The organism is Saccharopolyspora sp. NPDC003752, assembly GCF_053605825.1.
This window is the reverse complement of record NZ_JBSGJZ010000003.1, coordinates 200,244-217,361: the sequence shown is the minus strand read 5'-3', so window position 1 is coordinate 217,361 and position 17,118 is coordinate 200,244. Positions and strand designations below refer to the sequence as shown.

Annotated in this window: 20 protein-coding genes; 10 read left to right on the top strand and 10 right to left on the bottom strand. The window is 70.1% G+C overall.

Going from position 1 to position 17,118, the window contains the following annotated elements; genetic code table 11:
- Positions 1–75 precede the first annotated feature (75 nt).
- The gene (gene dtd, locus ACWEV3_RS06205; RefSeq protein WP_452612840.1) at positions 76–501 is read right to left on the bottom strand and encodes a D-aminoacyl-tRNA deacylase; all 426 of its coding nucleotides are present in this window, start codon (positions 499–501) and stop codon (positions 76–78) included.
- Positions 498–2,012: a DUF7782 domain-containing protein gene (locus ACWEV3_RS06200; protein ID WP_452612839.1), complete on the bottom strand. Its 1,515-nt coding sequence runs from the start codon at positions 2,010–2,012 to the stop codon at positions 498–500. The genes dtd and ACWEV3_RS06200 overlap by 4 nt, the downstream gene beginning before the upstream one ends.
- Before the next feature lie 108 nt (positions 2,013–2,120).
- On the opposite strand from ACWEV3_RS06200, the gene ACWEV3_RS06195 reads away from it, so the two are divergent.
- Together ACWEV3_RS06195 and ACWEV3_RS06190 are read left to right on the top strand one after the other, a co-directional pair.
- Complete coding sequence (locus ACWEV3_RS06195; RefSeq protein WP_452612838.1) at positions 2,121–2,723, top strand: hypothetical protein; 603 nt, start codon at positions 2,121–2,123, stop codon at positions 2,721–2,723.
- A gap of 195 nt (positions 2,724–2,918) precedes the next feature.
- On the top strand, positions 2,919–3,800 hold the full coding sequence (locus ACWEV3_RS06190; RefSeq protein WP_452612837.1) for an NAD(P)-dependent oxidoreductase: 882 nt from the start codon (positions 2,919–2,921) through the stop codon (positions 3,798–3,800).
- A gap of 384 nt (positions 3,801–4,184) precedes the next feature.
- Here ACWEV3_RS06190 and ACWEV3_RS06185 read toward each other — a convergent pair whose 3' ends face one another.
- The 3 genes from ACWEV3_RS06185 to ACWEV3_RS06175 all read right to left on the bottom strand — a co-directional run bounded on the left by ACWEV3_RS06185 (position 4,185) and on the right by ACWEV3_RS06175 (position 5,276).
- Positions 4,185–4,472 (bottom strand): VOC family protein, encoded by a 288-nt coding sequence (locus ACWEV3_RS06185; RefSeq protein WP_452612836.1) that lies wholly within the window; start codon positions 4,470–4,472, stop codon positions 4,185–4,187.
- A gap of 42 nt (positions 4,473–4,514) precedes the next feature.
- Complete coding sequence (locus tag ACWEV3_RS06180; RefSeq protein WP_452612835.1) at positions 4,515–4,841, bottom strand: hypothetical protein; 327 nt, start codon at positions 4,839–4,841, stop codon at positions 4,515–4,517.
- Between the two features lie 72 nt (positions 4,842–4,913).
- Positions 4,914–5,276 (bottom strand): hypothetical protein, encoded by a 363-nt coding sequence (locus ACWEV3_RS06175; RefSeq protein WP_452612834.1) that lies wholly within the window; start codon positions 5,274–5,276, stop codon positions 4,914–4,916.
- On the opposite strand from ACWEV3_RS06175, the gene ACWEV3_RS06170 reads away from it, so the two are divergent.
- The 3 genes from ACWEV3_RS06170 (at position 5,275) to ACWEV3_RS06160 (ending at position 7,114) form a co-directional block, all read left to right on the top strand.
- On the top strand, positions 5,275–5,856 hold the full coding sequence (locus ACWEV3_RS06170; protein ID WP_452612833.1) for an HhH-GPD-type base excision DNA repair protein: 582 nt from the start codon (positions 5,275–5,277) through the stop codon (positions 5,854–5,856). The two genes, ACWEV3_RS06175 and ACWEV3_RS06170, sit on opposite strands and share 2 nt — an antisense overlap.
- 62 nt (positions 5,857–5,918) lie before the next feature.
- The gene (locus tag ACWEV3_RS06165) at positions 5,919–6,461 is read left to right on the top strand and encodes an RNA 2'-phosphotransferase (RefSeq protein WP_452612832.1); all 543 of its coding nucleotides are present in this window, start codon (positions 5,919–5,921) and stop codon (positions 6,459–6,461) included.
- Positions 6,462–6,718: 257 nt separating this feature from the next.
- Complete coding sequence (locus ACWEV3_RS06160) at positions 6,719–7,114, top strand: hypothetical protein (protein WP_452612831.1); 396 nt, start codon at positions 6,719–6,721, stop codon at positions 7,112–7,114.
- A 2-nt stretch (positions 7,115–7,116) separates the two neighbouring features.
- Here the strand turns inward: ACWEV3_RS06160 and ACWEV3_RS06155 are convergent, their stop codons facing one another.
- Entirely contained in the window at positions 7,117–7,791 is a 675-nt protein-coding gene (locus tag ACWEV3_RS06155) for a lysophospholipid acyltransferase family protein (protein WP_452612830.1), read from the bottom strand.
- Positions 7,792–7,948: 157 nt separating this feature from the next.
- Between ACWEV3_RS06155 and ACWEV3_RS06150 the strand changes: the two genes are divergently transcribed.
- Positions 7,949–8,296: a DUF3099 domain-containing protein gene (locus tag ACWEV3_RS06150; RefSeq protein WP_452612829.1), complete on the top strand. Its 348-nt coding sequence runs from the start codon at positions 7,949–7,951 to the stop codon at positions 8,294–8,296.
- Positions 8,297–8,354: 58 nt separating this feature from the next.
- On the top strand, positions 8,355–8,603 hold the full coding sequence (locus tag ACWEV3_RS06145) for a DUF3039 domain-containing protein (RefSeq protein ID WP_132482960.1): 249 nt from the start codon (positions 8,355–8,357) through the stop codon (positions 8,601–8,603).
- Between the two features lie 24 nt (positions 8,604–8,627).
- On the opposite strand, the gene ACWEV3_RS06140 is transcribed toward ACWEV3_RS06145, so the two are convergent.
- Positions 8,628–9,749: a YihY/virulence factor BrkB family protein gene (locus ACWEV3_RS06140; protein ID WP_452612828.1), complete on the bottom strand. Its 1,122-nt coding sequence runs from the start codon at positions 9,747–9,749 to the stop codon at positions 8,628–8,630.
- 247 nt (positions 9,750–9,996) lie between these two features.
- Here ACWEV3_RS06140 and ACWEV3_RS06135 point away from each other — a divergent pair, with 247 nt between their 5' ends.
- Together ACWEV3_RS06135 and ACWEV3_RS06130 are read left to right on the top strand one after the other, a co-directional pair.
- Positions 9,997–11,766: a DEAD/DEAH box helicase gene (locus ACWEV3_RS06135; protein WP_452612827.1), complete on the top strand. Its 1,770-nt coding sequence runs from the start codon at positions 9,997–9,999 to the stop codon at positions 11,764–11,766.
- A gap of 65 nt (positions 11,767–11,831) precedes the next feature.
- The gene (locus ACWEV3_RS06130) at positions 11,832–13,043 is read left to right on the top strand and encodes a cysteine desulfurase-like protein (RefSeq protein WP_452612826.1); all 1,212 of its coding nucleotides are present in this window, start codon (positions 11,832–11,834) and stop codon (positions 13,041–13,043) included.
- A 79-nt stretch (positions 13,044–13,122) separates the two neighbouring features.
- Here the strand turns inward: ACWEV3_RS06130 and ACWEV3_RS06125 are convergent, their stop codons facing one another.
- The 3 genes from ACWEV3_RS06125 to ppgK all read right to left on the bottom strand — a co-directional run bounded on the left by ACWEV3_RS06125 (position 13,123) and on the right by ppgK (position 16,184).
- A complete protein-coding gene (locus tag ACWEV3_RS06125; protein WP_093265227.1) occupies positions 13,123–13,308 on the bottom strand; it encodes a DUF7455 domain-containing protein in 186 nt (61 codons plus the stop codon).
- Between the two features lie 468 nt (positions 13,309–13,776).
- Entirely contained in the window at positions 13,777–15,198 is a 1,422-nt protein-coding gene (locus tag ACWEV3_RS06120) for an RNA polymerase sigma factor (RefSeq protein WP_452612978.1), read from the bottom strand.
- 224 nt (positions 15,199–15,422) lie between these two features.
- Positions 15,423–16,184 carry a polyphosphate--glucose phosphotransferase gene (gene ppgK / locus ACWEV3_RS06115; RefSeq protein ID WP_452612825.1) on the bottom strand — a complete coding sequence of 254 codons (762 nt, stop codon included), beginning with the start codon at positions 16,182–16,184 and terminating at the stop codon, positions 15,423–15,425.
- A 64-nt stretch (positions 16,185–16,248) separates the two neighbouring features.
- Between ppgK and ACWEV3_RS06110 the strand changes: the two genes are divergently transcribed.
- Positions 16,249–17,079 carry an inositol monophosphatase family protein gene (locus tag ACWEV3_RS06110; protein WP_452612824.1) on the top strand — a complete coding sequence of 277 codons (831 nt, stop codon included), beginning with the start codon at positions 16,249–16,251 and terminating at the stop codon, positions 17,077–17,079.
- Positions 17,080–17,118: the final 39 nt, after the last annotated feature.

The window sequence follows — 17,118 nt, the reverse complement described above, 5'->3', positions numbered from 1 at the left end:
AGACGAAGAGACGTCATGGCGGTCACATCCGTTGCGCCGCCAAGCCTGAGGATTTCCTGAGAGCCCTCGTTACCTTTAGACCTCAACCAAAAGTGTGAATGGTCCGTCGTTCGCGCTCTCCACCGCCATCATCGCCCCGAACACCCCGGTGGCCACTCGCGCACCCCGCTCGCGCAGCGCCGCCACAACCCCGTCTACCAGCGGTTCGGCCTGTTCGGGCCGGGCCGCCTCGGTCCACGACGGGCGGCGTCCCTTCTTGGTCGAGCCGTAGAGCGTGAACTGGCTGACGACGAGCAGCGGTGCCCCGGTCGTGGCGCAGGACTCCTCGTCGCGCAGCGCCCGAATCTCGTGCAGTTTGCGCGCCATATTGACGACTTCTTGAGGCCCGTCTGAATGCGTCACACCCAATAGCACTAACAGCCCGGGTTCTTCGATCTTGCCGACCACGACGCCGTCGACAGTTACCGAGGCGCGAGTGACTCGGGTGACGATTGCTCTCATTGGTCGCCGCCCGCCCATTCCGCCGGCAGCAGCATTCCGTGCCGGACGAGTTCGCGCACCATCGGGATCGCGGCCCGGGTCAGGTCCTCGGAGTCCTCGCCGTAGCCCATCGCGAGCAGTTCGAGGAGTTCGCCGAGCGGCAGCGCCCCGCGGCACCCGGCGAGCAGCCGCACGCCCAGCTCGTCGATCTCGTGCTGCCAGCCCGGTCCGTCGGTGCGGTGCAGCCGGTGCACGAGCGGCTGCCAGCCTTCGTCGCCGGGCTCGGAGACCGCTTCCAGCACGGTGCTGTCGGCGGTGACCAGGCGGGCCGCCAGCAGGGCCTCGGCGGAGTCGTGGGCGCGCAGCCAGTCGACGCGGCGCAGCCACTGGTCCGATTCCGGGCCCAGCGGGTCGTCGAAGGCGTGCCGGAGGTCCTCGCAGACGACCTCGCCGCGCGCGTCGGTGCGGCGTAGCGTGACGAACCCGAAGCCGATGCCGATCACGTCGTTGGCCTCGAACCAGTCCAGCCACTCGGCCGCCTTCTGCAGGCCCTGCGGGGACCTCAGGTCGTACCCGGCGTCGCGCAGCCAGGTGCCCACGTAGAGGGCTGGGTCGGCGACGTCGCGCTGCACGAACCAGGCGTCGACCCCGGCGCCGGGCGGCAGCCACCGGGACACCCGGTCCTGCCAGTCCTCGCCGTCCCGGTGCACCCAGGAGGCCAGCAGCTGCCCGGTGCCGCCCTCGGCGAGGAAGCCGGGCAGCTGCCGCACGACCAGCGCGCTCGCGTCGTCCCCGGCCAGCCCCGAGTCGCGGTAGGTGAAGTCGGTGCGCGGCGGGCCGACGACGAACGGCGGGTTGCACACGACCTGGTCGAACTTGCGGCCCCGGACCGGGTCGAACCACTCGCCCTCGGCGAGTTCGACGTCGACGCGGTTGAGCCGGAACGTCGCCTCGGCCAGCGCCAGCGCCCGCTTGGACACGTCGGTCGCGGTGATCCGCTGCGCGTGCGTGCTCGCGTGCAGGGCCTGCACGCCGCAACCGGTGCCGAGGTCGAGCACCGAGCCCACCGGCCGCCGCGAGGTCGCCCGGACCAGGCTCAGCGACGCGTGCCCGACACCGAGCACGTGGTCGGCCTCCACCGGGCGGCCGCCGCGCAGGTCCGAATCCAGGTCCGAGACGACCCACCACGATTCGTCGTCGACACCGTGCGGGCGGACGTCGAGCCCGGCGCGCAGCCGGTCGCCGTCGTCGACGAGCAGCCCAGCGTCCTTCGCCTCGGCCAACGGCAGCGGGGCGAGCGCGGCTTCGACGGCGGCCTGCGGCTCGGCCTGGCCGAGCAGGAACAAGCGGACCAAGGTGCCGAGCGCGCCGGCATCGCTGGTGGCGCGCAGCGCCGGAACGGGCTCGCCCCGGCCCAGTGCGGCGTGCGCTTCGGGACCGAGGAGCCGCACGACGCCGTCGGCGTCGTAGCCGGCGGTTTGGAAGGCGTCGCGAAGTCGATCGATGCGGTCATGGGACAGGTCTGGAATCACGATCCCGATCCTCACACGACCACCCGTTCGCGCATCTGGGCGCACCCGCGGCGCGGAGCTCCGGAAAACCGGTCGCGCCCCGAGCTCGCCCTGCACGAACATGGGCGGATGAGACCTGCGATCGGTGCCGCCCTCGTCCGGTGCGGCGAATGCGGTGGGCACGAATACAGCGGCGCGCCCGATTGCGGCCGCTGCCGGACGCTGGTGGACGACGTCGTCGAAGAGGAGTGGCGGCGCTTCCGCGCCGAGTGGGCGGCGGAACCGGAGGCGGAGGTCGCCGGACTGGTGGTGGCCGAGCCGGACCGGCACGACTGGCGGGTGGTGGACGCCGCGCTCGACCGGATCGCCTGCGACGAATGCGGAGGCCGGCTCGGCAGCGGACCGGCGGACTGCGGCGCGTGCAACCTCGCCCACGGCTTCCGGTACGCCGCCGTCGAGACCGATCGTCCCGGTGCTTCGCCGCTCAACGAGCACGCGGTGCGCGTGAACGTCTCGGTCGTCCGCCGGCCGCAGGTGACGTCGGCGCAGGAACTGCTCGTCAGGCGGCTGCTGCTGCCTGCGCTGCTGGTCGGCTTCCTGCCGTCGACCGCGGAGGCCCAGCGAGTGAGCGCCCTGGTCAAAGGAGGAGCCACACCGGATCGGGTCGTCGAGCTGATCGACGACTTGCTCGGAACGTGGCGTCCCGGAGGGCCGAGCGCGACTCACCCGTGAGGCCGGGCGGTAGCAGCTGCCCTGGGACCAGCAGATCGCTAGAAGGCCCCTCTCGATGGAGCCCGATGCCGTATCGATGTATTCGCGCCTGCTTACTTTCTAGTGCGTACCGCACTAATTAGTGGGTACTTGTCGGCCCCGTGTCCGGAGGTGACGATCAACGGGCCTGCTGAAAGTGCAAAGGAGCGATTCACGATGACTCAGTCCTCGCCGGTTCCGATCGCGGTCCTCGGTCTCGGAGCCATGGGGCGAGCCTTGGCGACTGCGTTCTTGCGCGGCGGCCACCGCACCACGGTGTGGAACCGCACGCCCGGCAGGGACGCCGAACTCGTCGCCGCCGGGGCCACCTCCGCCGCGACGGTCGACGAGGCGGTCGCCGCCGGTGGCCTGATCGTCGCCTGCCTGCTGGACCACGGATCGGTGCACGACGTCCTCGACCCGGTGGCCGGTGACCTCGCCGGGCGGACCGTCATCAACCTGACCTCCACCGCGCCGAGCGATGCGAGGGAACTCGCCGCCTGGGCGGAGAGCCACGACATCGAATACCTGGACGGCGGCATCATGGCCATTCCGGCCATGATCGGTCGGCCGGAGTCGTTCCTGCTGTACAGCGGCTCCAAAGAGGTGTTCGACGAGAACAGGGCGGCATTGGAGCTGTTGGGTTCGGCCGAGTACTTCGGTGCGGACGCGGGCATGGCCTCGCTCTACGACTTCGCGTTGCTGGCCGCGATGTACACGATGTTCGCCGGGTTCTCGCACGGAGCGGCCATGGTGCGCACCGAAGGCGTCCCGGCCACCGAATTCGCGAAGCACGCGGTGCAGTGGCTCTCGGCGATGGTGCAGGTCCTCCCGTTGAGCGGGGAAGCCATCGAGGCGGGTGCCGAGGCCGAAGGGCAGAGCCTCGACTTCACCAAGGCCGCCCTCGACGCCATCGTCCGGGCGAGCCGGGAAGCCGGGGTGGGGCTGGACGTGGTCGGTCCGCTCAAGGCCCTGATCGACCGCCAGGTCGCCGACGGCCACGGTGCGAAAGCCTTCGACGCGGTGTTCGCGGGGGTCAGGGCGCCGGGTTCCGAGTGAGTCGCCGCGGCGCCCGCCGTCACGCCTGACGTGTGAAAATGAGGCGCATGGCCAACATGCTGCACCTTCACCGGTGACGCCGACGCCGACAAGCTGCTCAGCGACGACTCGTTCGCCCTGCTCACGGGCATGCTGCTGGATCAGCAGGTCGCGACACTTTGAAGGTAGGTTCGTCAACCGTCGGTGCGTAACGTCAGGCCACTCGCGGCGGGCCACTCCCAAACGACCCACCTGTCCCGTTCTCGCGCGCCCATACACCTCGCGCCAGCGTCAGGGGTGGCGAGCAGCGCTGCTGCGGATGAGGCATACCGGGTGCCCAGCGGGGTCGAGCATGACCACCAGATCCGGGTCGTCCGGGTCCTGGTGTTCCGCGGTAATTGCTCCTCACTGCCGCATCTCTTCGGCCGTCTCGTCGGGGTCAGCGACAACGAACTCGAAATGCGAGTGCAGTGGAACTTCAGGTGACGGCCACGTCGTGGGTTTGTGGTCGGCGACGGCTCGGCAGACCAGTGCGATCCCCGGCGCGCGTACCCATGCCTGGTCGGCGGTCCGGTACGTGATCTCGCCGCCCAGCGACTTTGCGTAGAACTCAGCCAAGGCCTCCGCGTCGTGACAGTCGATCGTGAGCGAGAACCACTCGACGGGACCGCCGCCACGACGTCGCTCGGTCATGGCAACGAAGCGTAAGCGCTCCCTCGACTCTCGGAGCGGGTTTCAGCTTCGTTGAAGTTCCTCGCGAGCGACGCGGCGGGCGATCTCCTCGACCTCGGTGGACGTGAGGCCACCGGAGTCGTGCCGGTGCACGGCCTGAGTGAGGAGCCGTCGAACGAGTGCGGACGTGGGAATGTGCTCGGCAGCCGCCTGGCTTCGCAACTCGGCGTCGAGGGATCGGCTGATGCGCAGGTGGAGTGAGACATCGAGGGCGGCGGCGTTTTCGGCGATCTTGGCTTCAATCGCTTCATTTTCTTCGTCGGCGACCTGAGCGCGGATGGCGTCGTGTCGTGCGCGGCGGGCCGACTTGGCGGGGTCGGTCATGGTCATGCCTCCTTGCCTTCGATGTACTCGCGGAGATCAGCTCCACGGGTCTTCCACGCGGTCACCCCGGAGCTGTCCTCAGGGTCGGCGATCACGGTCAGTACAAATCCGGCACCTGCTGAAGTATCCGATGATCCGGGTGTAGCCGACATAGCTCTTGGGATCAGCGTTGCGCACGATGCAGTGCGGGTCGGTGGCAGCCTCCAGCGTCCACGCAGGTTCAATGTCGGTCGCACCGGGATAACGCACCGAGCGCGTGCGTATGTGGGTGGCGTCTTCGTCATCCCACCACAGCTCGTCGAGCTTGTAGAACAACGCGCCACGGTCGCGCACCGCCATCGACCGGCGGCGCGTGCCGCTGCTCGGACGCAGCCGCGATGTGTAGACAGGCAACACCATTGCGGACGATGCCGATGGCCGTGCGTGAGACGATGTGTCCATGCCGAAAGCGCTGCACCTCACCGGCGACACCGACGCCGACAAACTGCTCTCCGAAGATCCGTTCGCCCTGCTCACGGGCATGCTTCTGGATCAGCAGGTCGCGATGGAGGTCGCGTTCGCCGGGCCGAAGAAGATCGCCGACCGGATGGGCGGGTTCGGCGTCACCAAGATCGCGGAATCCGATCTGGACGAGTTCGTCGAGCTGTGCGTGCAGAAGCCGGCGATCCACCGGTACGGCGGGTCGATGGGGCGGCGGGTGCACGCGCTGGCCCAGTACGTCGTCGAGCACTACGACGGCCGGACCGAGGCGATCTGGACCGAGGGCGACCCGGACGGCAAGGAAGTGCTGAAGCGGCTCAAGGCGCTGCCCGGTTACGGCGACCAGAAGGCGCGGATCTTCCTCGCCCTGCTGGGCAAGCAGCGGGGTGTCCAGCCCACCGGGTGGCGCGAGGCCGCTGGGGCCTATGGCGAGGACGGGTCGAGGCGCTCGATCGCCGACGTCGTCGACGAGCAGACGCTGAACGAGGTCCGGTCCTGGAAGAAGGAGCAGAAGGCCGCGGCCAAGGCCGCCAAGGGCTGACTCCCGGAATTCGCTCTCGCCGCGCTGCGCCCGCGCGCTGGTGTCCGGCTGGGGAGGCGTTCATGGACGAGCGGAGGCTGGTGCGGGTCTCGAAGTACCTGGCCAAGCACCTGCGCCACCAGCCCGAGCGGATCGGGATCGAGCTCGACGAGCACGGTTGGGTGGCGGTCGACGAGCTGCTGGCGGCGGCAGGGTCGCACGGGTTCCCGATTTCGCGGGCGGAGCTGGTGCGGGTCGTTGAGGACAACGACAAGCAGCGGTACGTGATCGACGGCGACCGCATCAGGGCCAGCCAGGGGCATTCGGTCGCGGTGGATCTCGACCTGCCGGTGGCGCAACCGCCCGCGTGGCTGTTCCACGGCACGGTCGCGCACAGCCTGACCGGCATCCGCGCCGAGGGGCTGCGGCCGATGAACCGGCATCACGTTCACCTGTCGGTCGATCGCGAGACCGCGAAGCGCGTCGGCGGGCGGCGGGGAAGGCCGGTCGTGCTGACCGTGGACGCTGCCGGGATGCACGCGGCCGGGCACGAGTTCCGGGTCAGCGCCAACGGCGTCTGGCTGGTGGACCACGTCCGGCCCGAGTTCATCCGCTACCCGGACTGACCCGGCGGCGGCACTACGGGTGGTAACCGGATAACGCCCGGCAACGTCAACGCGGAAGCCAAGGCAGGGCCTGCGAACGCGCGGGCCTTCGCACTGGGGGACCGCCTATGACTCGCTACGCCGTTGCCGCCGCATTGTCGGGACTGATGCTCGCGATAGGGGCATGCGGTACTCCGCCGCCGCGTTTGCTGCCGCCCCGCGTCGCACCGTCGTCGATGCCGTTGCCGGCCAAGATGTCGGCTCGGCCGGTCGCACCCGTGGCCGCTCGCGCTCCGGAGCCGGTTGCTCTGACCTGCGAGCCGGACGCCGCGCCGCGCTTCGACGACCCGGGCAACCCGAACGCCATCACGAACAAGGTGTGCGGCTCGGTCGACGGGAACGGGACCGCGCGCTCCGCAGATCCGTGGATCGACGACCAGCTGACGGCGACGCGCGACGCGACGCCCTCAGACCCGTGCGCCGGGCTGACCTACGAGCAGTGCCACGGCATTCCTGATCCGCCCGCGAGCTCCACGCCCGACGAACCGTCCACCGCGCCGGTCACCACCACCGCGGTGCCGACGACCAGTCACCCGCCGACCAGCTCGGCACCGGCGGAGGCGAGGACCAGTTCGCCGACGACCTCCGGATCGGCGCCCACCACGACCGAGTGAGCTCAGGCCGCCGCGGCGGCGCCGGGGCTCTGGTAGCGGTCGACGTACTCCTGCTCGGAAAGCTCGGCGATCGCGTACATGATCTCGTCGGTGATCGAGCGCAGCACCGGCAGCGACGACTCCATCCCGGCGTAGCGGGAGAAGTCCAGCGGGTCGCCGAAGCGGACCGTGACCGGGTGCGGCCGGGGGATCTTCTTGCCGCGCGGCTGGAGCTTGTCCGTGCCGGTCAACCCGACCGGCACCACCGGCGCGCCGGCGGCCAGCGCCAGCCGGGCCACGCCGGTCCGCCCCCGGTACAGCCGCCCGTCGGGCGAGCGGGTGCCTTCCGGGTGGATGCCGAACGCGCCGCCGTCGAGCAGCACCTGCTCGGCGGTGTCCAGGGCCTCCTTCGCGGCGCGCCCGCGCCCGCGCTCCACCGGGATCGCGCCGAGCGAGCTGAACAGCCACTTGACCAGCGCGCCCTTCGTGCCGGTCCCGTTGAAGTACTCGGCCTTGGCCAGGAACGACACCGGCCGCGGCAGCACCAGCGGCACGATGAAGCTGTCGAGCACGGCGAGGTGGTTCGGGGCGAGGATCACCGGGCCGGTCGTCGGCACCTTGTCGGCATCGATCACGGTCGGCCGGTAGATCGTCCGCGCCACCGCGCCCACGACCCGCTTGCTCACCGAGTACAGCATTCGCCCTCCCGCACCGTTGATCCCGATCGAATCTAACCCGGCGAGGTTTCGGCGGTGCGTCCTGCCGGTCAACCTCTGAGTCTGGCCGGTCGGCCCGGTTCCCGGGGTTGTGGGACAAGCGAACCCGGGGTATCCGAGGACGCGATCGGGTGGCAGCATGGGAGGCGGAGGTAGCGTCGTGAACAGCTCACATCGTGACGACACCCCGGTGCTGATCACCGAGGCACAGCCGTCCTACGACGATCAGCAGGCGCAGCGGCGCCGCAGGTACGCGATCATGATGGCCAGCCGGATTCCGTGTCTGGTGATCGCCGCAGTGGTGTTCCAGCTATGGCAATTGTGGTGGTTGTCACTGATCATCCTGGCGATTTCCATCCCGCTGCCGTGGATGGCGGTGCTCATCGCCAACGACCGCCCGGCCAAGAAGAGCGAGCACGTGAACCGGTTCCGCCGTTCACGGCACTCGATCGAATCCCGCAGCCACCAGGTCATCGAGGGCGCCTGACGGGGAACACCCGGCCGGATGCGGACATGCGTCGATGCCGTGCGGCATCATTGGGGGCATGAGCACGATGACGATGCCGGAGACCGATACCCGGACCGAGACCACTGATCAGACCAGTGACGACCGTCCGGAGATGTTCCACTACGTGCAGAAGGACAAGATCGCGGAGAGCGCGGTCATGGGCACGTTCGTGGTCGCGCTGTGCGGCGAGGTCTTCCCGGTCACCAAGTCGCCGAAGCCGGGCTCGCCCGTCTGCCCGGACTGCAAGGAGATCTTCGCGTCCCTCCCCCCAGGCGGCAAGGACTGACCTTCCGGACCCGCGCGGCGGCCCTCAGCCGCCGTGCGGTTCGGCCTGCTTGTCGGTCGGTTTCTTCGGTAGCGGCGCGCCGTTGCGCGGCCGCTCCGCGGGCGGGCTCGGCTGCTGGCCCTCCTCGGCCTGGCCGTTGCGCCACGCGCGGTAGCCCTCTTCGGTGTGCATCCGCTGCGCGAGCCGCTTCATCTCCAGGCGCCGCCACCTCCGGCGCTCCCGGCGGGTCATCTTCGCCGGCCACATCTCCTGGATCGCGTTGTTGAACTGCGCGCCCATGATGATCGCCATCCCGATGAAGAACGCGAACAGCAGGAACGCGATCGGGGTGGCCAGCGCGCCGTAGGTGTAGCCGGTGCCGGTCACCCACGTGATGTAGAGCCGCAGGCCGATGCTGGCGCACAAGAAGATCGCCATCGCCAGCAGCGCCCCGGGCAGGCCGCGATGCCACGGCAGCTTCCTGGGCAGTGCCACCTTGTACAGCGTCGCCAGCGCGACCGCCAGGCCGATCCCGGTCGCCGGGTAGTAGAACGCCTGGATCAGCCAGGCGATGTCGTCCTGGAAGTCCTGCGGGAAGAGCGTCGGCAGCCAGTCCGGGCCCAGCGCGACCACCGGCAGCCCGACCACCGCGAGGATCAGGCACACCAGGTACAGCAGCAGCGCGAAGATCCGCTGCCAGACGCTGTTGCGCACCAGGTATTGGTCGTAGGCGAGCGTGATCGAGTCGACCAGCGACGCCAGCGCCGACGAACCCGCCCACAACGAGATCAGGAAGCCGACCGAGACTATCTCGCTGCGCCCCTTGGTGAGGATGTCGGCGACGGTCGGGCCGATGATCTGGTCCACCACGTTCGCCGTGAACACCGAGCGGGAGAACGCGAGGATCTTGTCGTGCACGGCGTCGACGACCTCGGGGCCGAACCAGTCGCCGACGAAGCCCAGGCTGCCCAGCAGCCCGAGCAGCAGCGGCGGCATGGACAACGTCTGCCAGAACGCGGCGGCTGCCGATTCCGAGAAGATGTTGTCCCACCACGCCTTGTCGAGCGTGCGCATGACCAGGCGCAGCGGCCCGCGCCGCACCGGAGCTTCCCGTGGTGCGACGGTCGCACTGCGCCCCTGGCGGTCTGGTGGACTCGGCTGACCCATGGCACCCATAAGGATGCTGCATCGGCTGGCGCCGCGGGCGTCGGCCCGTCAAAACCGCCGGGAACACGGAGTGTCGCGCACCTCTCGTCCGGGCATGCCGGTGCCCGCCGGGCTCGAAAGGTAGGCTGCACGACGGCCCGCTTCGAGTCGATCGACGCTGAACGCGCGTGCGGGCGGTCGCGGGGCAGCGCAGGGCGCGCCCTCACCATCCAGCAGGGGAGCAAGAAGGAAGGGGCGGCGACCCGGCGTGTCCGAAGCGCAACTCGACCATTCCGTTCGATCCGTGCTCAGCGACCCCTCGCAGGCTCCATCCCGGCCACTGCGCGCCTGGCAGCGCCGGGCGCTCACCAAGTACCTGTCGAGCAAGCCCCAGGACTTCCTGGCGGTGGCGACGCCGGGCGCGGGCAAGACGACCTTCGGCCTGCGGGTCGCCGCGGAGCTGCTGGCCGACCGCACGGTCGAGGCGGTGACCGTGGTTGCGCCCACCGAGCACCTCAAGCACCAGTGGGCCATGGCCGCCGGCGGCGCGGGCATCCCGCTGGACTCCAACTTCCGCAACAGCGACGGCATCACCTCCAGCGACTACCGCGGCGTCGTGGTCACCTACGCGCAGGTCGCGGCGCACCCGACGCTGCACCGGGTGCGCACCGAGCGCCGCAAGACGCTGGTGATCCTCGACGAGGTGCACCACGCGGGCGACGCGAAGTCCTGGGGCGACGCGATCCGGGAGGCGTTCACCCCGGCCGTGCGGCGCCTGTCGCTGACCGGAACCCCGTTCCGCAGTGACGACTCGCCGATCCCGTTCATCGGCTACGAGCCCGACGCCGACGGCTCGCTGCGCAGCCGGGCGGACCACTCCTACGGCTACTCCGACGCCCTCAACGACGGCGTCGTCCGGCCGGTGCTGTTCCTGGCGTACTCCGGCGAGGCCCGGTGGCGGACGAACGCCGGCGACGAGTTCAGCGCCCGCCTCGGCGAGCCGCTGACCGCCGAGCAGACCGCGCGGGCCTGGCGCACCGCGCTGGATCCGTCGGGCGAATGGATCCCGGCTGTGCTGCAGGCCGCCGACACCCGGCTGACGCAGCTGCGCAACGGCGGCCTCCCGGACGCCGGCGGTCTGGTGATCGCCACCGACCACGTCACGGCCAAGGCCTACGCGAAGGCCCTGCACCGGATCACCGGGCACGATCCGGTGGTGGTGCTCTCCGACGATCCGCAGGCATCCGGCCGCATCGCCGACTTCGCCGAGTCAGAGGACCGCTGGATGGTCGCGGTCCGAATGGTGAGCGAAGGCGTCGACGTGCCGCGGCTGGCGGTCGGCGTCTACGCCACGAGCGCCTCGACCCCGCTGTTCTTCGCCCAGGCCATCGGTCGCTTCGTGCGGTCCCGGCGGCCCGGCGAGACGGCGAGCATCTTCCTGCCGAGCGTCCCGGTGCTGCTGGAGCTGGCCAGCCAGCTGGAGGCGCAGCGCGACCACGTGCTCGGCAAGCCGCACCGGGAGAAGGACGGCTGGGACGACGAGCTGCTGGCCGCGGCCAACACCAAGCGCGACGAGCCCGGCGAGGACGAGAAGGCGTTCACCTCGCTGGGTGCCGACGCCGAGCTGGACCAGGTGATCTACGACGGCTCGTCGTTCGGCACCGCGGCGTTCAGCACCTCCGAGGAGGAGCAGGACTACCTCGGCCTGCCCGGCTTGCTGGAACCGGACCAGGTGCGGGCGCTGCTGCGGCAGCGCCAGGAGCAGCAGCTGGAGGACGTGGGCAAGCGCGAAGCGGTCGCGAAGGCGGCGAAGGCCGCCGAGCAGGCGGAGCAGCGCGCGCGGCCGCAGACCGTGCAGGAGCGGCTGCAGAAGCTCCGCAAGGAGCTGAACACGCTCGTGTCGCTGCACCACCACCGCACCCGGAAGCCGCACGGCAAGATCTACAACGAGCTGCAGAAGTCCTGCGGCGGCCCGCCCACCGCGATGGCCACCGTGGAACAGCTGGAGGAACGCATCGCCACCCTGCGCTCCTGGTGATATCGGCCCCGAACGGCGCAGCGCGATCGGTTTGGTCGCCGATCCGGGTCTCATAGGGTCGGGACATGGCTTTCGACGTGGAGAAGATCCGGGCCCAGTACCCGGCGCTGGCGGACGGTCGGGCGTGGTTGGACGGCGCGGCGGGCACCCAGGTCCCGCAGTCGGTGATCGACGCGGTGAGCGACGCCTACCGGGTGGGCACGTCCAACGTGGGCGGCCCGTACGAGTCCAGCCGACGCTCCGCCGGGATCGTCGCCGAGGCGCGGGCGGCCGTCGCCGACCTGGTCGGCGCCCCGGAGCCCGGGTGCGTGGCGTTCGGCCCGAGCATGACCGCCTTGACCTACCGGTTCGCAGGCGTGTTCGCGGCGGGCTGGCGGCCCGGCGACGAGATCGTGGTGACCCAGCTGGACCACGACGCCAACGTGCGGCCGTGGGTGCAGCACGCGCAGCGGGCGGGCGCCGCCGTGCGGATGGCGGAGCTCGACCCGGCGACGGGGGAACTGCCCGTCGAGAACGTCACCGGACTCATCGGCGAGCGCACCAAGCTGGTCGCCGTCACGGCGGCCTCCAACGTGCTGGGCGTCATGCCCGATCTGCGGGCGATCACGGACCGAGCCCGGCAGGTCGGCGCCGTGTCCTACGTCGACGGGGTGCAGCACTGCCCGCACGCCCACGTGCGGCTGGACGAGCTGGGCGCGGACCTCTACGCGACCAGCGCCTACAAGTGGGCCGGCCCGCACCTGGCCGCGGTGGTGGCCGCCGACCCGTGGTCGCTGGAGAACCTGCACCCGGACAAGCTGGCGCCGTCGCCGGACACCTCGCCGGAGCGGTTCGAGCTCGGCACCAACCCGTTCGCCGCGATGGCCGGTGTGGTGGCCGCGGTGGAACACCTGGCCGGCCTGGACAGCGACGCCGACGGCAGCCGTGCCGAGCGGCTGGCGACCTCCCGCCGGTCCGTGCAGGCCCACGAGGACGAACTGGCCAGGGAGCTCTTCGACGGTCTCGCGGCGCTGGACGGCGTAGTGCGCTACGGCGCTCCGCAGGGCTCGTGCACTCCTACGGCGTTCTTCGGGCTTCCGGGTAGGGAACCCTCGGATGTGGCAGAGCAGCTGGCTGAGCGCGGTCTGAACGTCTCGCACGGCCATTCCTACGCCTGGGAGGCAGTGCACGCCCTCGGCATCGGCCCGAAGGGCGGCGTGCGCGCCAGCCTCTCGCACTACACGAGCCAAGCGGAGGTGCGGCGGCTGCTCGACGCCTTGGCGGAGATCAGCGGATGACCGGACGCCCCTAGCCGGAAAACGACCGTGCCCCCGCAGGGCTCCTGCGGGGGCACGGCCTTCTCGGTCTGACGGGTGTTTACTGCTCGTCCTGCTGGAGGTCGGCCTGCGCGTCGCGCAGCCCCGCCTCGTACGCACGGGCGTGGTGCCCGCAGAACAGAAGCTCGCTACCGGATGGCAGTACGGCGCGAAGCTTCGCAGCGGCCCCGCAGCGGTCGCAGCGGTCGGCGGCGGTCAGCTCGGGGCGGGTGAGCGTTCCCGGCATCGTGATCTCCCTCCGTCCCGGCGTCGGAATCACCCGACGCCCTCGATCCTGCTACGACCACCGTTGGCCCACTGGCTGCGGGAGCGGTGCTCGTTGGCTCCACTCTTCCAGACGCTTGGGCCCGAGTCAGTGTTCCCGCGCCGGGTGGCGACGGTCGTCACGATGAAGCACCCGGTTGCAGCAGCGCCGCTCGCGGAGCGTGATCAACACCGTGAAAAGCCTTGTGACATGGGAAAATAAGCTCTCTCGGGCCGGGCGGCGGGAAAGCGGAGTCGATCGACAAACGGACATTCAGTGGTTCAGATCACAGATCGGGCGCCGTTGCAGGTCCGCTATTTCCGCTGGAAGCGAACAGGAAATCCCACCAGGCGGACCGATTTTCGGCGTTTTCCGGCCCGAAAGCGCCGCCCCGGACGCGAAGAGGGCCGCCGACCGGATCGGTCGGCGGCCCTCTTCGGTGCCGTGTTGTCAGTCCAGGTAGTCGCGGAGCACCTGGGACCGGGACGGGTGGCGCAGCTTCGACATCGTCTTGGACTCGATCTGCCGGATCCGCTCCCGGGTCACCCCGTAGACCTGGCCGATCTCGTCCAGCGTCCGCGGCTGGCCGTCGGTGAGCCCGAACCGCAGCCGGACCACGCCGGCCTCGCGCTCGGACAGCGTCGCCAGCACGGACTGCAGCTGGTCCTGCAGCAGCGTGAAGGACACCGCGTCGACCGCGACGACCGCCTCGGAGTCCTCGATGAAGTCGCCGAGCTGGCTGTCGCCCTCGTCGCCGATCGTCTGGTCCAGGGAGATGGGTTCCCGGGCGTACTGCTGGATCTCCAGCACCTTCTCCGGGGTGATGTCCATTTCCTTGGCGAGCTCTTCGGGCGTGGGCTCGCGGCCCAGGTCCTGCAGCAGCTCGCGCTGGATGCGGCCGAGCTTGTTGATGACCTCGACCATGTGCACCGGGATGCGGATGGTGCGGGCCTGGTCGGCCATGGCGCGGGTGATGGCCTGCCGGATCCACCAGGTCGCGTAGGTGGAGAACTTGTAACCCTTGGTGTAGTCGAACTTCTCCACCGCGCGGATCAGGCCGAGGTTGCCCTCCTGGATGAGGTCCAGGAACGCCATGCCGCGGCCGGTGTAGCGCTTGGCGAGGCTGACGACCAGTCGGAGGTTCGCCTCCAGCAGGTGGTTCTTCGCCCGCTCACCGTCGCGCACGATCCAGCGCAGGTCGCGGCGCATCTGGGTGGTCAGCTGCTCGCCGGCCTCCTCGACCTGCCGCAACCGCTCCGCGCCGTAGAGCCCGGCCTCGATGCGCTTGGCCAGCTCGACCTCTTCCTCGGCGTTGAGCAGCGCGACCTTGCCGATCTGCTTCAAGTAGGCGCGGACCGAGTCGGCGGAAGCCGTCAGCTCGGCGTCCTTGCGAGCCTGCCGGAGCGCCTCGGATTCCTCTTCGTCCCAGACGAAGTCGCCGGACTCCTTGGTCTCCTCCTCCGGAACGGGCTCTTCCGGGATTTCCACCTCGACGTCGGCGAGGTCGCCGACGTCCGGGGACGTCAGGTCGGTCTCGATCGGTTCGTCGATCTCCATGCCCTCGCCGCTGCCCTTGGCGGAGGCCGACTTCGTCGACTTCTTCGCCGGCGCCTTGGCGCCCTTCTTGGCCCCCGCCGACTTCGCGGCGGTGGTCTTGCGGGCCGTCGGCTTCGCCCCCGTCGAGCTCTTGGCAGGGCTCTTGCGCGCGGCGGTGGAGTTCGTCTGCTCGGTGTCAGACGAAGCAGCCGCCTCCGAACCTGGGGTGGCCTGGGACTGGCCCGACTGGGACTGGGCACCGCCGGTTGTTGCAGCGGAGCGTCGGGTTGCTGTTTCTGCGGCTGCCACGTACGCCCTTTCGCGACGGTCGATCAGGGCAGGCCGGAGGGCGCGAAACCTCGGCCGCCGAAGGTCGGGGAACAAACCCACTGGATCCAGCCCTGCGCCTGATGAGGAATCACCCGGTGCCTGCCTCGGTGTTTCCTCGACGAGGACTTCGAATCAAGTGGGCCGTGTTCCATTGTAGCCGCGATGCGGGGGTGCGGTTCCGCTGCAAGGCGGAGTCCGCGCGTCCCGCGATGTGCTAGGAGGCCGGAAGATCAGGCGTTGTGCCTGGTCGCGGCGGCCGTCGCGGCACCGACGATGCCCGCGTCGTTGCGGAGCGCCGCGGCGACGACCGGCGTGCGTGTCTCCAGCCGCGGAATCCACTTGTGCCCCTTCTTGCTGACCCCGCCGCCGGCGATGATCAGGTCGGGCCAGAGGAACTTCTCCAGCCCCTGGATGTAGTTGCTGACCCGCGGCGCCCACTCCTCGTAGGTCAGCTCCAGGTCGTCCTTGACCGAGGCCGCGGCCTGCGTCTCCGCGTCGTGGCCGTCCACCTCGATGTGCCCGAACTCGGTGTTGGGCACCAGCTTTCCGTCGATGAACATCGCGCTGCCGATGCCGGTGCCGAAGGTCAGCACCACCACCAGGCCGCGGTGCCCGGTGCCGGCCCCGGAGCGCATCTCGGCGGTGCCGGCCGCGTCCGCGTCGTTGAGCACCAGCACGTCGTCCCGGGTGCGGCCGAGCCGCTCGGCGAACAGCTCCTGGGCGTCGGTACCGATCCAGCCCTTGTCGACGTTCGCCGCGGTGAGCGCGGTGCCGTCCTTGATCACGCAGGGCAGGGTGATGCCGACCGGGCCGGTCCAGGCGAACTTCTCGACGATCTCCGCCACGGCGTCCGCCACGGCGGACGGGGTCGAGGGCTGCGGGGTGGGGATCCGCATCCGCTCCTCGGCCAGCACACCACCGTCGATGTCGACCGGACATCCCTTGATGCCGGACCCGCCGATGTCCACCCCGAAACCGCGGGCAGTCGCCATGGCTGAATCCTTCCTATTCGATTCAGATGAAGGTGTGCAGACCTTAACCGGGTTGTGTTGCGATGTGTACGTGGGATTGGCAGCAGAAGTAGACGCGAAAGCCTTGTGCCAGGTAGCGGTGCGGATCGCCCGCGAAGCCGCGGAACTGGCGCGCACGGTGCGTGACGAAGCAGTCACCGATGGTGCGGTAGACACGAAGAGTACCGAGACGGACGTCGTCACCGCAGGTGATCGCGCGGTGGAGCGGCTCGTGCGGGAACGGCTGGCGGAGTTGCGCCCCGGCGAATCGGTGCTGGGGGAGGAGGAAGGCGGCGAAGGCGCGCTGGACGGTCTGCGCTGGGTCGTGGACCCGATCGACGGCACGGTCAACTACCTGTACGGCTTCCCCTGGTACTCGGTGTCGCTGGCCGCGCAGCTCGACGGGGTTTCGGTGGCGGGCGCGGTGGTGGAACCGGTGTCCGGCCGGGTGTGGAGCGCCGCGGCCGGGCACGGCGCGTTCCTGGACGGCCGCCGGCTCCGGGTCTCGTCCGCCGACCGGCTCGACCTGTCGCTGATCGGCACCGGATTCGCCTACGCGGTGGAGCGCCGCACGGCGCAGGCCGAGGTGCTCGGCCGGCTGCTGGGCCAGGTGCGCGACATCCGGCGGGCCGGGGTGGCGTCGCTGGACCTGTGCGCGGTCGGCGCGGGCTGGCTGGACGGCATGTTCGAGGTCGGGCTCAACCGGTGGGACTGGGCGGCGGGCGCGCTGGTCGCCGCCGAGGCCGGTGCCCAGCTGCGGCTGCCCCAGCAGGGGTCGGCGGACGGGCTGGGCGACGGGATGATCGTCTGCGCCGCACCGGGCATCGCCGGTGAGCTGACCGAGGCGCTGCTCCGCGCGGACGCCGGCCGCGTCTGAGAGCGGCCCTGAGACGCGAAGGGCGCCTGCGGCCGGTGT